The sequence below is a fragment of the Nocardia aurea genome (genome assembly GCF_003123685.1).
Classification (GTDB): domain Bacteria; phylum Actinomycetota; class Actinomycetes; order Mycobacteriales; family Mycobacteriaceae; genus Nocardia; species Nocardia aurea.
In genome coordinates, this window is record NZ_QCYJ01000020.1 from 282,431 (window position 1) to 297,503 (window position 15,073).

Here is a 15,073-nt window from a genome sequence, read left to right on the forward strand (position 1 = left end):
CGACGGTCCCCCGCCCCCGCGTGTGCGCGCGGGGGCGGGGATCCACCACTCACTCCCCTGACGGCTCGGAGAACCGAGCTACTTGGTCGCCTTGTCGTAGATGACGGCGACGGAGCCGGTGTTCGGTGCGAACAGCTCCTTGTCCACGGTCTTCCAGCCACCGAGATCGGCGATGGTCCACAGCTTCTGCGGGGTCGGGAAGTCCTTGGCGAAGTCCTTGGCGACCGTGGGATCGACCGGACGGAAACCGGCCTCGGCCCAGGCCTTCTGACCGGCCGGGGTGTAGAGGAAGTCGCGGAACGCGACGGCCTTCTCCGGGTTCTTGCTGTTCTTGAGGACGGCGACCGGGTTCTCGATCTTGAAGGTCTGCGGCGGAATCACGTGCTCGATCTTGTCGCCCTTGCGCTCGGAGAACAGCGCTTCGTTCTCGTAGCTCAGCAGCACGTCACCGGTGCCCTGGAGGAAGGTCTCGGTGGCCTCGCGACCCGACTTGGGCTGCACCTTGATGTGCTCGGGCGAGACCAGCTGGCCCAGGTAGTCCAGACCGGCCTGCGGGTTCTTGCCGCCGTCGGACTTGGCCGCGTACGGGGCGAGCAGGTTCCACTTGGCCGAACCCGAGCTGAACGGGTTCGGGGTCACGACCTCGACGCCCGGCTTGAGCAGGTCGTCCCAGTCCTTGATGCCCTTGGGGTTGCCCGGACGGACCACGATCGCGACGACCGAACCGAACGGGATGCCCTTGTTGGCGTCGGCGTTCCAGCTCGCGTCGACCAGGCCCGCGTCGACCAGACGGGTGATGTCGGGCTCGACCGAGAAGTTGACGACGTCGGCCTCGGCGCCGTCCTTGACCTTGCGCGACTGGTCGCCGGAGGCGCCGTAGGAGCCGTTGACGACGACGTTCTTGCCCGCGTCGGTCTTGTTGAACTCGGGGACGACCTTGTCGAAGCCGGGCTTGGGCACGGCGTAGGCGTACAGGTTCAGGGTGCCGCCGCTCCCGTCGGCCCCACCGCCGCCCACCGTGTCACTGGCTCCACCGCCGCATGCGGTGAGGGCTGCTACCGCGACCGCGGTGAGCGCGGCGGCGGCATAGCGGCGGCGCGGACTGAGCCAAGATTTGCGAGACATCGGGATGAACCCTTTCCTGCGGATCGTCACCGGGACAGATGTGGTGACAGACAAAAGATGTGTCGGGTAGACCTACCGCGCGATCGGCGGCAGTGGCGCGACTCGGCCCCGGCGGGCCGTTGGAAGGAACAGGTCTGCGAAAAGGTGCACGCCAGTCTACGGAGCAGAGGGCGCAGACGTGCTCGGCCGCCGATCAGCGACAGAGAATGTCGGCGACCGCGAGGTTACCGACAGCGATCAACGCCAATTCATGGCGGACCAGCGGGACGGCACTCGAAGACACCGGCTGACTGTAGCAGAGCTTCAACGTCGAGTTCGAATTAGAAAGATTTCTGTCTCAACGCCTGATTTCATCCCATGACCTGCGGCGCTGTCACGCGTCGGGGAGCGGACGGCGCAGATCCGTGACGGCGATCCTGGCCACTTCCGCGATCGCGGCGTCGACCACGGGCAGCACCGGGTCCGCGCGCGCCGCACGGGTGAACACGGCGACCGCGACCGGATATTCGCCCGGGAACTCCACCACGGCAACCTCGTTGCGGATGACCCCGATGGTGCCCGTCTTGCCCGCCACACTCACCCCGCGATGCGGGAACGCCGAGGCGATCCGATGCGACCACGGCTGCTTGCGCATGACCGATCTCACGAAATCGGTCTGCTCGTGCGAGAGCACCGACCCGGTCCAGATCGCGCGCAGCAGGCGCGTCATCTCCTCCGGTGTCGTCGCGCTCGTGTACGAGGGGTCGTAGGCCGAGACCGACCACGCCTCGTCGTTGTCCGCGAGCGCGGCGAATGCCTCGGCGGTGGTGTGGGTGTCGGTGTCGCGGACCAGGGTGCGGTACTGATCGGCCGTGCCGCCGACCACCCGCGTCTCGATGAGACCGAGGTCTGCGAGCAGGTCCTCGACCGCGCCGAGCCCGATCTCGCCGAGCAGGACATCGGCGGCCGCGTTGTCGGAGACGGTCATCATCGAGGTCGCCAGATCGCGCCTGCTCATCGTCACCGGATCGCGCAACACCGCGATGCCGGTCGGCCCCGGCGTGCAGTCCGAGGGCAATACCGTGAGCCGGGCCGCGGGATCGACGCGGCCCGCGTCGACGCCGCGGCAGAACGCGACGAACAGGGGCAGTTTGTAGACCGACGCGCTGACCACCCGCGAGTGGCCGTCGACCGAGATCTCGCCGGTGGAACCGTCGCAGCGTCGAGCGTGCAGCCAACCGGAACAGCCCGCGTCCGCGAAGACCGCCCGTATCCGATCCTCGACCGTGTTCATCGCACCCGCTCCCGGTAGAGCACCCGGTCGACGGCGTCGGCGCAGTTCTGCGCGCCGTTCCCGCGCACGACGCGCACCCGAAGCGCGATCGCCCGCGGGGCCATCCGCAGCCAGCTCACCCCCGGTGTCGACGTCGGCGGCGCGGTCGTGAAACCGAACGCGCCACCGGCCGCGACGGCGGCGAACAGGGCCCGATCGTCGCGCACGGTGACCATCGGCGCGTCCAGGCCGCGCTCGCGCAGCAGATCGACGACGGTGTCGTAGGCGGGCGGATTCGCCGCACGTGGCGCGTGCGCGAAGGCCAACCCGGACAGCATGGGGAAATTCGGATGTTCGGCGCCGACACTGCGATGCTCGGCGGGCGCGACCAGCCAGCGCGGCAGTTTCACCACGGGCCCGGCCTCGACGCCGTCCAACAGGGCCGGATGTTCGACCACCGCGACATCGCACAGTCCCTCGCGCACCCTGGCCACCAGGTCGACGGTGCTGTCGACGGTGGTCGACACCGTCGCGCCCGCGTCGGACATCGTGCGCAACGCCGTCACACAGGCGGTGACCACCCGATCGGGCAGCGCCGAGGTCGCGCCCCAGTGCACCGCGCCGCGCGCGTCGGCGATCCGGTGCGATTCGGCCAACAGCCGCGCCGCGTCGTCCACCAGGAGTCGCGCGCGCGGCAGCAGTCGCGTCCCCGCCGAGGTGAGCACCGCGCCCTGGCGGGTCCGGTGGACCAACTCGACGCCCAGATGACGTTCCAACCGCCGCAACCCCTGCGACAACGGCGGCTGGGTCATCTCGAGTGCGGCCGCCGCCCTGCCGAAATGCCGCTCGTCCGCGACGGCGACGAAGAAGCGGAGGTGGCGGATCAGATCCATGGGGCCATTGAACCAAGGCGACCGGCGTCGACCGGCTCGTCACGAACGCGGCGACCGGCGCGACGGCCGATCCATCGGCACCGGCCTGCGCCGATAGCGAGGCCGACTCGTCCGGAACCTCACGCGATATTGGCCATGGGCCGCGTCGCGGTGGTGGGCTGCGGCGGTGACTCTCCCAGCATCTGCCCGCATCCGGCCGCGCCGTCGGCACCTCGTCGCCGTCGCACTCGCGGTATCGACGATGGTGACCGCCGCGTGCGGTTCCGACAGCGATTCGGCGACCACCGATTCTGCGACCTCGGCGAACACCGGCCCCGCCACCACGATCTCCGCCGCACCGTCATCGGCATTCGCCGAACTCGAATCGAAAGCCGGTGCGCGACTGGGGGTCTACGCGGTCGACACCGGCGACGGCCGCGTCGTCGCCTATCGCGAGGGTGAACGCTTCCCGATGGCGTCCACCTTCAAAGGTCTCGCGTGCGGCGCACTGCTACGCGACCATCCGCTATCGTCGGGCTTCTTCGACCAGGTGATCCACTACACCGCGAGTGAGATCGTCGACGCCTCGCCGGAAACCTCGAAACACGTCGACACCGGCATGACCGTCGCCGCGCTGTGCGAGGCGGCCATCACGTTGTCGGACAACACCGCGGGCAATCAGCTGCTGAAACTCCTCGGCGGACCGGAGGGTTTCACCGCGTTCCTGCGATCCATCGGCGACACCACCTCCCGGCTCGACCGTTGGGAGACGGAGTTGAACACCGCGATTCCCGGCGACGATCGCGACACCACCACCGCGGCCGCGCTCACCGCCGACTACCGCGCCCTGGTGGTGGGCGATGTTCTCGCCGCACCCGAGCGCGAGCGGTTGACCTCGTGGCTGATCGCCAACACCACCGGGGGTAAACGCATTCGCGCTGGTCTTCCCGCCGAGTGGCGGGTCGGCGACAAAACCGGTTCTCCCGCTTACGGTTCCGCGCTCGACGTCGCCGTGACCTGGCCGCCCGGCCGGGCGCCGCTCGTCATCACCGTGCTGACCACGAAATCGGAGCAGCAGGCCACGGCCGACAACGCGCTGGTCGCCGAGGCGACCCGGGTCACGTTGCGGGCCATGGGATTCCCTGCGGGCCAGCGGTGAACTCGCGCTCAGATCACCGATCCGACGTCCTGGACCACGAGATTGTCCAGCGCCCGTTCGGCGACCGCGGCGATCGTCATGGACGGGTTGCAGGCGGCGGTGTTGCCCGGCATGAGCGCACCGTCGAGGACGTAGAGGCCGCGCTGACCGAGCACCCGGCCGTCGAGATCGCAGACCGAGCCCATACTCGCGCCGCCGAGGGGATGCCAGGTGGAGGGGAACAGCGCGTTGGTATCGATCAGGGTGCTGCCGGGGCCGGCGATCTTGTTGACGGTCGGACCGATGTGATTGACCTGGATATCGCTGTCGCCCTCGTAGGGCCAGCGCAGAACCGCGTCGTCGGTGGCGGAATCGTAGACGAAATTGCCTCGTCCGGTGCTGACACCGTAGCCGACGAGAATGGTGCTCTTGGTGTCAACGCCCAGCGGCGGCAGCGACGCCTGGATGACGGTATGCGCCGCATACGGGTCGTCGTCCCAGAGTTTGCTGCCGTAGACCACCGGGCCGCCCTGTGAAGTGCCGAAATCCTGGGTGAAACTGTTCCAGGCGTAGATCCGGTCGGCGTTGGAGCCCCAGTTCTGTCCGAGCGCGTCGGGCAGACCGGAGATCTTGCCCTTGGCTCCGGCACGCATCAGCAGCCGGGTGGTGTTCATCGTGCCCGCCGCCATCACCAGCGTGCCCGCGGTGATGACCTTGTTCTCCAGCACCTTGCCGGTCGTGTCGAGCCGCTCCACGAGCACGGTCCAGCGGCCGTCGGGCGCGCGTTCGACATCGGTGACCTGGTGCAGGGTCTCGACCTTCACCTTGCCCGTCGCCTCGGCGGCGGCGATGTAGGTGACGTCGACCGAATGCTTACCGCCGTTGTTGACGCCCATCGCGCCGTCACCGTTGGTGTAGGAGGGTTTCATCTCCCCGCGCAGTTCGGCCAGGGCGTAGTTCCAGTCGATGGGCATCGGGATCTTCTCCAGCGGCAACCCGACCGCGCGTACCCGTTCGGCGAAGGCCCGCGCGGCCGCGTACTGCGGGCTGGCGATCAACTCGTCGGGCGCGGTCGCCAGGCCGAGCATCTTCGACACCCGGGGGTAGTGGACGCGATCCATCCGCTTCCAGTCCAGTTCCTGCGGGAAGTGGGTGTTGAACACGGCCTCGTTCGGCTGCAACGACATCCCCTGGTACACCAGTGACCCACCGCCGACGCCGGAGGCGCACAGTGTCGTCATGTTCTCGCCGGGTACCGCCTCGATCAGTCCGGTGTAGGGCTCGAACAGCAGCGGGGTACCGAACAGATTCGGGCTGGATTTGTACCACAGCAGCCGTTTGTCCAGGGCGGAAGCGCGGGGGAAGGTGTCGGCGTTCGGGCCGGTCGACCACCGCAGACCGCGTTCGAGCACCAGTACCTGAACGCCCGCCTGTGCCAGGCGCAGCGCGGTCACGCCACCGCCGAAGCCCGATCCGATGACGACGACGCGGTGTTCCTCGCGCGTGAGCGGGACGTTGTCGACCCGCGCCGCGATACCGTTCGTCGAACTGGAATTACCCGCGGTGGCGACCATGACGCCCGCCGCGACAGCTCCGGTCAACAGTGACCGGCGCGTGATTGAAGACATGGACACACTTTCGTGAAAGGGGCGGGCGTCCGGAACTACCGGAGCGCGCCGGACCGAAATCAGTTTCGGCGTCTGATACCGCACCGGACAGAAGGGTGCGGGCCGGTCTGCGCGGAATCGGGCGCATCCAGTTCGGTATCGCCGTCGTGCGCGACCCCGATGATTTCGTGGAGACCTCGGCAACGTATCCGCCTGCGATAACGCGCGGCAAAATCATTGCTGGCCAAGGAGATTCCTTCCACACTGACGAAATCCGAGGTCATTACCGGACAGTAATGTCCGGTGGTTTGGTTAGTCTGCGGGAAGATAACGATTGCGTCAAGAGGCAAACCTGCCGGTTCGCACGCCGTCGCGGCGCCCGCCGGGATCGGCGAACCTCGACACCAGCGGAATGCTTGCGCAGCAACATCTTCGCACCCGCGCGCACGTCGGGCGCGATACCGGCAAGCTCCCTGATCGACGCCGGAGGTGAGATGTTCCGCCGCGAATCGATGCCGCGCGCGAGGGCTCAGCGCACCTGCGGGCAGAACTGGGTGCGGAGGAAAGTGTTCAACTCCGTCGCGTTCTCGACGGTGACTCCCGCCGCGATCTCGCGGGTCAGAATCGTTTCCCAGGTCTGCGCCCCCGTGGTGACGGCCCGGCAATCCATCAGTTTCGTGTACGCGAGCGCCTCGATCGCCTCGCGCGAGAGGGCGGTACCGCCCGCGGCGGCGTAATCGGTCCGGATCGCGGCCATGTACAGCAGTTGGGTGACCGTCTCGTTGACGCCCGCCGCGGCCAGTTCGGCGGAAATCGCCTGGGACGCGGGCAGTGCCACGGTGCGCGACGACCCGGTGGCGGGTTTGGCCTGCGAGCCCGCGTCCGCGGCACCGCAGGCCGATGTCGCGAAACCGGCCAGGAAGACAGCGGCACAACAGATGGTCGCGGCGCGTGACCGAACGATCGGCACCACCCGTCCCCTCTCGCGGTGCGTTCCGCCGACAGGTTTCGACGTCACGATAGAACGCACCCTAAACGCCGTGCGGAATCCTCGCGGTCGAATCGGGAGGGATCATGGATACCCCGGGAAGAATTCAGCGAAACGTCGTCTTCAGATAACTCGTCACGTCATCCACGTCGGGGGTTCGGTTCACATATCCGAGGTAGCCGTCCGGCCGGACGACATAGGCGGCACCGCTCACGGCGGCGTAGACCCGAGCGAAATCCGTTTCGCTGTCCCGGATCACCGGCAACAGCGTGGTCTCGACCGCCGCGCCGGGGGCCGCGACGAGATAGCTGTCGAGCCGTCCGTGCGCGGCCACACGCGCGGCGGCGGCCAACCGCTCCAACGCACCGAGACCGTCGAGGTCGACATCCTCGCCCGCGTAGAGCAGCAGTGTGTGATCGGGACCGGCGAGCAACGAGAACAGATCGACGGCGAAAACCGCGACCGCGCGGGTCAATCCGGCGGCGTCGGGCGCCCTGATACCGGGGCGTGGATCGAGGGAGTCCTTCACGGACGCGACGAGGGGACTGTCGCCGTAGTCGATCGACAATTGCGCCTCGCGCAGGATGACGCGGGCCGGATCGCTCTCCCCCGCGCCGATACCCTCCCTGGCGCTGCGCACGGTGCGCCCGACGACCTCCGCCCCGACCGGCCTGCGTTCGGCGTCATAGGAATCGAGCAGGCCGGCAGCGTCGACACCGGCGACCGCCGCCGCGAGTTTCCACGCCAGACCGTGCGCGTCCTGGATTCCGGTGTTCATCCCCTGCGCCCCGGTGGGCGGATGGATGTGGGCCGCGTCGCCCGCGACGAAAACCCTGCCACGACCGTAGGTATCGACTATCCGATGACTGATGCGGAACACCGAGGACCAGCGCAGGTTCGCGGCCGTGACCGGCTCCGGCGACAACCGGTCGAGCACCGCCTGGATATGGCGCAGTTCCGGTTTCCTCCCACCCTCGAATCCGTGCTCGATCCGGCCCGCGGTGGGCGCGAGGGCGAGTTCGTCGGGAACCAGCATCGACACCCGGTATCTGCCGCGCCCCGGCAGCGGTATGCACACCAGCAGATCGTCGGCGCCGCCGTCGACCCGACGCGTCGACCGGACGCCGTATCCGCGCGGCTGCGACCAGTCCAGTTCCACGTCGCCGAGCATGTACTGCTCGGCGAACGCCGCTCCCTCGAACGACAATCCGAGCGTCTTGCGCACGACACTGTGCGCGCCGTCGCAACCGACCAGATACCGGGCGCGCACGGTGCGCTCACCATCGGCGTCGGCGAACACCGCCGTGACTCCCTCGCCGTCCTGCTCGAATGTGGTGAGCCGGGTACCGCGTTCGACGGCGACGCCCGTCGTCGCCAGCCGCTCGCACAGAATTCGCTCGGTCAGATACTGCGGGAGTCCGACGAACCGGTACGGAATCCCCGGCGGCAGCGTCAGTTCCAGACGCGCCACCTCCGCGCCGTCGACGTAGACGATCTGCCCTCGCATCTGCTCGGCGGCGTCGAGCACCTCGCGCAGCACGCCGAGTCCTTCGAACACCTCGAGGGTGCGCGGCTGGATTCCCACCGCCTTCGCGTACCGCGGCGGCTCCGGCAACGCGTCGATCACCCGGCAGCGCACGCCGCGCCGGGCCAGTTCGACGGCCGCGGTCAGTCCTACCGGACCGGCGCCGACGACGATCACCTCTGTGTCGACCATGCGAAACCGCCTCGACTCGAGTACTCCCGGGTGGAGCGATGAGTTTACCCGGCGGTATGCCGAAAGTTAGCTGAACATCCGCTGTGGCGCGATGGTCCCCGCACCACGCCGGGCCGCGACTCCTACCGGGGGTGGAGAACGAACCCTCTTCCGGCACGATGCCGGCGACCCCGCACGTCGATACGCTCGATCACATGCGGTCGCCGCTCGGAAATACGGCGACGTGACCTGGACGAAGGCGGGCGAGGGTGGGCAGGATCGAAACGGGGCAGGTATTCGGACACGGCGTCATCGCGAACCTGCTGCAAGCCGGTGACCCGGACGCGGCGGAGGCGGTGGTCTTCCTGCACGGCTCACCCGGCAGTGCCGCGGACTGGACCGAATTCGTCGCGCACACCGGGGATTTCGCCCGAGCCGTGGCCTTCGACATGCCCGGATTCGGCGGCGCGCGCACCTTCCCCGGATTCGACCATCGCGTCGAAGGCGATTACCTGACCTACCTCGAGAAGGTCACCGACGGTCTCGGGATCATCAGGGCACATCTGGTCACCCACGATTTCGGGGTGCCGTGGGGATTGGCGTGGGCCGCGGCCCATCCCGACCGACTCGCCTCGCTGACACTGATGAACGCGGGCGCGATGCCGGACTACCGGTGGCACAGGTACGCGCGCGTCTGGCAGACCCCGGTTCTGGGCGAACTCGTCCAGAAGGTCAGCAACCGCGCGGGTATGCGCCTGCTGCTGCGCCGCGCGAACCCCCGGCTGCCCGTCGAGTTCATCGACCGCATGTACGACAACTACGACGCGCACACCCGCGCGACCGTGCTCGCCCTCTACCGGGCCGCCCGCGATCCCGCGGCCATGCTCACGCGGTCGCTGGCCACGTTGCCCACCACTGTCCCGACACTGGTGCTGTGGGGCGGTGACGATCCGTGGTTGCCCGCCCGCCACGCCCACCTCCAGTCCCAGATCTGGCCGAACAGCCGGATCGAGGTCATGCCCGGTCTCGGGCACTGGCCCTTCGCCGACGATCCGGCCGCCGTCGCCGACCTGCTCCTGCCGTTCCTGCGCGAGGCCCACGGCGCTCCGGCGCGCTGAGACCGGATCGGGTGTGAACCGCCCGGGTCCACCCCGGGCGACGGAGTCGATGTGAATCCTGGCCGAAACCACGAAAACATCTGTGCGCGTTGAGTATCGGCGGTACCGTTGACCGAGGATCGCGGGAGAGCGGTGAGGGTATGCCGACCTACTTCCACCTCAACAGGGGCAGACCCCTCACGCGGGGAGCCGTGCTCGGACTCGACGACCACCCGGCGACGCGGTCGGCCTTCCCCTCGGGCGTCTCACCGCACGGCAGGCGCTACCTCACCGGGCACTTCCGCGTCGATGTCGTCGACCGGACCGGAATCACCCACGTGGTGGCCGACCGTGACACCGGCCTGGAACTGCTGTGGGACTGGGTTCGCCTGAACCGGTATCCGAGCGCGCCGTCCCGGTTCCAATCGATCTTCGCCTTCGAAACCCGCGAAGACGTCACCGAATTCGTCACCCGATACGGCGGATACGACGCCGGGCTGTGGCTGGTCGAAACCGACGTCGAAGGTTTCCGCGCCGATATGTCGCTGATGCGGGCCGGCCCGATGCAGAACTGCCTGCGGTGGGCCGACATGTACTGGTCACAGCAGCCGCATCCACGGTCCGGGCGCGAAGCCGAATTCTTCGGGCGCACACTGTGGGAAGTACTGCTGACACCACCGGTCACCGTACTCACCAGGGTGGAGCTCTGAGGGCCGCGAACCCTCACACCCCCAGCGCCCCGGCCAGATGCGGCCACGAATCGTGCAGGTCGGTCTCGAACTGTCCCCAGGTGTGCGCCCCCTCGGGGCGGTCGACATACACGGCGGCCACGCCCACCTCGGCGAGCCTGCCCGCGAACGCGCCGGTGCAGGCGTCGGCGATCGCCTCGACCGGAGGGAACGACGCACCGCCCCGATCGATGGGGCCCGGTGTCCCGGATGCCGAGGACAGATACACGGCCTTGCCCGCGAGCGCGCCCGCGTTGACGTACGCGTCGTGGGCACGCCACACCGGTCCGCCGGGCGCACCCCACATATTCGCCGGTGAGGCGCCGCCGCGCAGCACCAGCGCGCTGACCAACGCGACCCCGGCGGCGTCGGATGCCCACGGACAGCCGCTGTAGGCGGCCACCGCGCGGTACCTGTCCGGCGCCTGGATGGCGAGATCGATCGCCGAACCCGCGCTCATCGACACCCCGGCCACCGCGTTGCGGCCGGTGCTGCCCAGTTCGGGATCGAGCACGGCGGGCAGTTCCTCGGTCAGATAGGTCTGCCAGCGATGGCGGCCGATCGCGGGATCGTCGGTGAGCCAATCGGTGTAGAGACTGTAGGCGCCACCGATCGGCATCACCACGTTGACGTGCTTGTCGGCGAAGAACTCTCGGACATCCGTGTCGTCCCACCACGAGATCCCGTCCAGCCCGCCACCGATTCCGGTCAACAGATACAGCGTCGGCGCCGGACCGTCGGCGCGGAGAACCCTGTTGCTCACCACCCGATCCATCGACGGCGAATACACGTCGATCCGCGAGGCCGAACCGCCCAGCGATTCCTCGCCGACAACCCTCGATTGCGCCGGCGCCGCGCTCACCGGACCTGCCGAAACCGGGAGACCCGCGACGAGAACACCTATCAGTACTGCCAAAAGCCGGTAACCCCTCACCTTTTCGAGGTACCGCGCGGCGGAGCCGGTGAAACAAACGCGCCGCCAGGATCTCCGGCGGGTCCGTCGACGGGTGGAGGTCGTCGGCGTCGACAGGCAGACTGGGAGCCGACGAGAAACCGAAGACAGAGGGGGAATTCGATCCATGATCACCAGTCCGGACCGGATCAGGACACGCATGCCGGGAATCAGCACTCGAGCGTGGGAGCACCCCGCCGACCGGACCGCGTTGGTGACGCTGCGCTCGCTCACCGGTTTCGACGCGGTACTGCGCACGCTCTCGGGGCTGTTGCGGGAACGTCAACACCGATTGATGTATCTCGCCACCGCCGTGCGGGTCGACGAGCGGCAGTTCCGGTCACTGCACCAGTTGCGTGAGGACTGCGTGGAAATTCTCGACGCGCGCACCACACCCGAGATGTTCGTCTTGCAGAGTCCCGAGGTGAACGCCTTCACCATCGGGATGGACGCGCCGTTCATCGTGCTCACCACCGGGCTGATCGACCTGATGGATACCGAGGAACTGCGTTTCGTGATCGGCCACGAACTCGGGCACGCCCTGTCGGGGCACGCGGTCTACCGGACCATGCTGATGCATCTGCTGCGGATTTCGGCCTCGATCGGCTGGATGCCGGTGGGCGGCTGGGCCTTACGCGCGATCGTCGCGGCGCTGATGGAATGGAGCCGCAAATCGGAGCTGTCCGGTGACCGGGCGGGCCTGCTGTGCGGGCAGGACGTCGAAGCCTCCGTGCGGGTGCACATGAAGACGGCGGGCGGCACCTGGGTCGAGGAGATGAACCACGGGGCCTTCCTGGCCCAGGCCGACGATTACGACCGCTCCGGCGACCTGCGCGACGGCGTCCTCAAACTGCTGAACCTGGAGTTGCAGTCGCATCCGTTCTCGGTGCTGCGCGCCGCCGAACTGCGTCGCTGGATCCAGTCCGGTGAGTACGACCGCGTCGTCGGCGGCGACTATCCGCGCCGCGACCAGGACCGGAACGTCAGGATCAGCGACGAGGTCAAGGCCGCCGCCCGCGCCTACAAACAGAATTTCGACCAGTCCGAGGACGCGCTGGTCCGGACGGTGCGCAACCTCGGCCGCGATGTCGGCTCGGTGGTCGACAGCGTCGGTCAGGAAGTCGGCGACACGGTGACCAGGATCGGGAAACGTCTCAACGACTGGCGCGGTGGCACTAGCGAGTGAGCAACCAGGCCAGGACGACCAGCACGAGCAGGCCGACCAGCGCCAACTGAACGCGCGAGCGCGGCATCAACGGGCCCCGCTCGGCGCGTGCTCACGGAGGTCGACGGCGGCGGGGGCCAACATGGCCCGTTCGGCGGCGGCGATGGCCTGCGCCTCGACCCGGTCGCGGCCGATCAGACGCGAGACCGTGCGCAAGGCGCGGTCCAGCGCGAAAGCGATGGCGAAGCTGATCGGGACGATACCGACCAGAACCACCAGGAACTGCGGCAGGAACGGCAACCCCGCGATCCAGAGCTCGAAGCCGTCCCACCAACCTGCGATGCGATGCACTCCACCAGCCTAGTCGGCGAACCTGAGGATCAGGACACGCGACCGGATCGAGCGGCTACGGCGGAGTTCGGCGCGCGCGGTGGACGGCGCGCTCCCGGCGACTCAAGATGGGGTATGGCGTCAACCGATGATCTGACAATCGATGAGCCCGACGACCTGCCCGTGCCGAGTGCGCTGACCGGGGCCCACCACGGCGCCTTCCCTCCGATCGACGACTACGCGTTCCTGTCCGATTGCGAGACGACCTGTCTGATCGCGAGCAACGGCGCGGTCGAGTGGATGTGTGTGCCCCGACCGGACTCCCCCAGCATCTTCGGCGCGATCCTCGATCGCAGCGCAGGACATTTCCGGGTCGGCCCGTACGGCACGAACGTCCCCGCGGCCAGGCGTTACCTGCCCGGCGGGATGATCATGGAGACCACGTGGCAGACGGCGACCGGCTGGCTGATCGTGCGCGACGCGCTGGTGCTCGGCACCTGGCACAACAACGACCAGCGCAGCAAGACCCACCGTCGCACCCCGATGGACTGGGACGCCGAACACATGCTGCTGCGCACCGTCAAATGCGTCAACGGCACGGTGGAACTGGAGATGAGCTGCGAGCCCGCCTTCGACTACCACCGCGCGCCCACGCGCTGGGAGTACACCGGCAAGGTCTACGAGGAAGCCACCGCGGTCAGGGGCGACGACCCCAGCGCCGGTCCGACGCTGGTGCTCACCACCGACCTGCGTCTGGGCGTGGAGGGATGCGAAGCCCGCGCGCGCACCCGCATGAAGGAGGGCGATCAGGTCTTCGTGGCACTGACCTGGTCGGAACTGCCCGCGCCGAAAACCTTCGCGGACGCGGCCGAGAAGATGTGGGCGACCACCGAATGCTGGCGGCAGTGGATCACCCTCGGCAATTTCCCCGACCACCCGTGGCGCAACTATCTACAGCGCAGCGCGCTGACCCTCAAGGGCCTGACCTACCGGCCGACCGGCGCGCTGATGGCGGCGGCGACCACATCACTACCGGAAACCCCCGGTGGTCAACGCAACTGGGACTACCGCTACACCTGGGTGCGCGATTCCAGTTTCGCGCTGTGGGGTCTGTACACCCTCGGTCTCGATCGTGAGGCCGACGATTTCTTCGCCTTCCTCAACGACGCGACCACCGGTGACAACGGCGACGCGGTACCGCTCCAGGTGCTCTACGGCATCGGCGGCGAACGCGATCTCACCGAGGTCGAACTGCCCCATATGCGTGGATACGACGGCGCGCGCCCGGTCCGGATCGGCAACGGCGCCTACAACCAGAACCAGCACGACATCTGGGGCACCATGCTCGACGCGGTGTACCTGCACGTGAAATCCCGTGGTCAGGTGCCGGAGAACCTGTGGCCGCTGCTGGAACGCCAGGTGCACGCCACCATCGCGCGATGGCGCGAACCCGATCGCGGTATCTGGGAGGTGCGCGGCGAACCGCAGCATTTCACCTCGTCGAAGGTGATGTGCTGGGTCGCACTGGATCGCGGCGCGAAACTGGCGGAGATGCACGGCCAGATCGAGCGCGCCACCGAGTGGTACGGGATCGCCGAGGAGATCAAGGAGGACATCCTCACCAACGGCGTCAATTCCGAGGGCGTGTTCACCCAGGTCTACGGCGGCGACACCCTCGACGCCTCGCTGCTGCTGGTGGTACTGCTGCGATTCCTCCCGCCCGACGACCACCGGGTGCGCGCCACCGTCCTGTCCATCGCCGACCGGCTCACCGAACGCGGCCTCGTGCTGCGCTATCGCACCGAGACCACCGACGACGGACTGACCGGCTCCGAGGGCACCTTCACCATCTGCTCGTTCTGGCTGGTGTCGGCGCTGGTGGAGATCGGCGAGGTGCGAAGGGCCAGGCATCTGTGCGAGCGGCTGCTCGGCTTCGCCAGCCCGCTGCGGCTCTACGCCGAGGAGATCGATTCGCGCAGCGGACGTCACCTCGGCAATTTCCCGCAGGCGTTCACCCACCTCGCGCTGATCAATGCCGTCACCCACGTCATCAGGGCCGAGGAGTCACACCCCGCGGGCAATTTCCAGCCCGCCCACACACCGGCGAACCACCCGCGCTGACG

At 68.1% G+C, this 15,073-nt stretch carries 15 protein-coding genes; 5 read left to right on the forward strand and 10 right to left on the reverse strand.

The genetic code is table 11. The features are described 5' to 3' along the window. Positions 1 to 78: 78 nt before the first annotated feature. The 4 genes from DAT37_RS06560 to DAT37_RS06570 all read right to left on the reverse strand — a co-directional run bounded on the left by DAT37_RS06560 (position 79) and on the right by DAT37_RS06570 (position 3,270). Positions 79 to 1,125, reverse strand: coding sequence for a sulfate ABC transporter substrate-binding protein (locus DAT37_RS06560; RefSeq protein WP_109523785.1), 1,047 nt, complete (start codon positions 1,123 to 1,125; stop codon positions 79 to 81). A 193-nt stretch (positions 1,126 to 1,318) separates the two neighbouring features. Further along, positions 1,319 to 1,408 carry an Ms4533A family Cys-rich leader peptide gene (locus DAT37_RS46210; protein WP_332873269.1) on the reverse strand — a complete coding sequence of 30 codons (90 nt, stop codon included), beginning with the start codon at positions 1,406 to 1,408 and terminating at the stop codon, positions 1,319 to 1,321. Between the two features lie 90 nt (positions 1,409 to 1,498). Further along, positions 1,499 to 2,398: a serine hydrolase gene (locus DAT37_RS06565; RefSeq protein WP_109523786.1), complete on the reverse strand. Its 900-nt coding sequence runs from the start codon at positions 2,396 to 2,398 to the stop codon at positions 1,499 to 1,501. Continuing rightward, positions 2,395 to 3,270, reverse strand: coding sequence for a LysR family transcriptional regulator (locus DAT37_RS06570; protein WP_109523787.1), 876 nt, complete (start codon positions 3,268 to 3,270; stop codon positions 2,395 to 2,397). Before DAT37_RS06570 ends, DAT37_RS06565 begins: the two co-directional genes overlap by 4 nt. Positions 3,271 to 3,511: 241 nt before the next feature. Here DAT37_RS06570 and bla point away from each other — a divergent pair, with 241 nt between their 5' ends. Then, positions 3,512 to 4,408, forward strand: coding sequence for a class A beta-lactamase (bla, locus tag DAT37_RS06575; RefSeq protein WP_109523788.1), 897 nt, complete (start codon positions 3,512 to 3,514; stop codon positions 4,406 to 4,408). A gap of 8 nt (positions 4,409 to 4,416) precedes the next feature. Here bla and DAT37_RS06580 read toward each other — a convergent pair whose 3' ends face one another. The 4 genes from DAT37_RS06580 to DAT37_RS06590 all read right to left on the reverse strand — a co-directional run bounded on the left by DAT37_RS06580 (position 4,417) and on the right by DAT37_RS06590 (position 8,699). Further along, on the reverse strand, positions 4,417 to 6,015 hold the full coding sequence (locus DAT37_RS06580) for a GMC oxidoreductase (RefSeq protein WP_109523789.1): 1,599 nt from the start codon (positions 6,013 to 6,015) through the stop codon (positions 4,417 to 4,419). A gap of 59 nt (positions 6,016 to 6,074) precedes the next feature. Further along, the gene (locus DAT37_RS43920; RefSeq protein WP_157978340.1) at positions 6,075 to 6,278 is read right to left on the reverse strand and encodes a hypothetical protein; all 204 of its coding nucleotides are present in this window, start codon (positions 6,276 to 6,278) and stop codon (positions 6,075 to 6,077) included. 245 nt (positions 6,279 to 6,523) lie between these two features. Continuing rightward, the gene (locus DAT37_RS06585; protein WP_157978341.1) at positions 6,524 to 6,964 is read right to left on the reverse strand and encodes a hypothetical protein; all 441 of its coding nucleotides are present in this window, start codon (positions 6,962 to 6,964) and stop codon (positions 6,524 to 6,526) included. 124 nt (positions 6,965 to 7,088) lie between these two features. Continuing rightward, positions 7,089 to 8,699 carry an FAD-dependent monooxygenase gene (locus DAT37_RS06590; RefSeq protein WP_109523791.1) on the reverse strand — a complete coding sequence of 537 codons (1,611 nt, stop codon included), beginning with the start codon at positions 8,697 to 8,699 and terminating at the stop codon, positions 7,089 to 7,091. Between the two features lie 248 nt (positions 8,700 to 8,947). Between DAT37_RS06590 and DAT37_RS06595 the strand changes: the two genes are divergently transcribed. Together DAT37_RS06595 and DAT37_RS06600 are read left to right on the forward strand one after the other, a co-directional pair. Next, positions 8,948 to 9,796, forward strand: a complete 849-nt coding sequence (locus DAT37_RS06595; RefSeq protein WP_198654125.1) for an alpha/beta fold hydrolase — start codon at positions 8,948 to 8,950, stop codon at positions 9,794 to 9,796. Between the two features lie 140 nt (positions 9,797 to 9,936). Next, on the forward strand, positions 9,937 to 10,485 hold the full coding sequence (locus DAT37_RS06600; protein WP_109523792.1) for a hypothetical protein: 549 nt from the start codon (positions 9,937 to 9,939) through the stop codon (positions 10,483 to 10,485). Between the two features lie 13 nt (positions 10,486 to 10,498). Here DAT37_RS06600 and DAT37_RS06605 read toward each other — a convergent pair whose 3' ends face one another. Then, a complete protein-coding gene (locus DAT37_RS06605; protein WP_408637368.1) occupies positions 10,499 to 11,437 on the reverse strand; it encodes an alpha/beta hydrolase in 939 nt (312 codons plus the stop codon). Between the two features lie 145 nt (positions 11,438 to 11,582). Between DAT37_RS06605 and DAT37_RS06610 the strand changes: the two genes are divergently transcribed. Then, on the forward strand, positions 11,583 to 12,641 hold the full coding sequence (locus tag DAT37_RS06610) for a M48 family metallopeptidase (RefSeq protein WP_109523794.1): 1,059 nt from the start codon (positions 11,583 to 11,585) through the stop codon (positions 12,639 to 12,641). A gap of 66 nt (positions 12,642 to 12,707) precedes the next feature. Here DAT37_RS06610 and DAT37_RS06615 read toward each other — a convergent pair whose 3' ends face one another. Then, entirely contained in the window at positions 12,708 to 12,971 is a 264-nt protein-coding gene (locus DAT37_RS06615; protein ID WP_109523795.1) for a hypothetical protein, read from the reverse strand. Between the two features lie 114 nt (positions 12,972 to 13,085). Here DAT37_RS06615 and DAT37_RS06620 point away from each other — a divergent pair, with 114 nt between their 5' ends. Next, positions 13,086 to 15,071 carry a glycoside hydrolase family 15 protein gene (locus DAT37_RS06620; protein WP_109523796.1) on the forward strand — a complete coding sequence of 662 codons (1,986 nt, stop codon included), beginning with the start codon at positions 13,086 to 13,088 and terminating at the stop codon, positions 15,069 to 15,071. Positions 15,072 to 15,073: the final 2 nt, after the last annotated feature.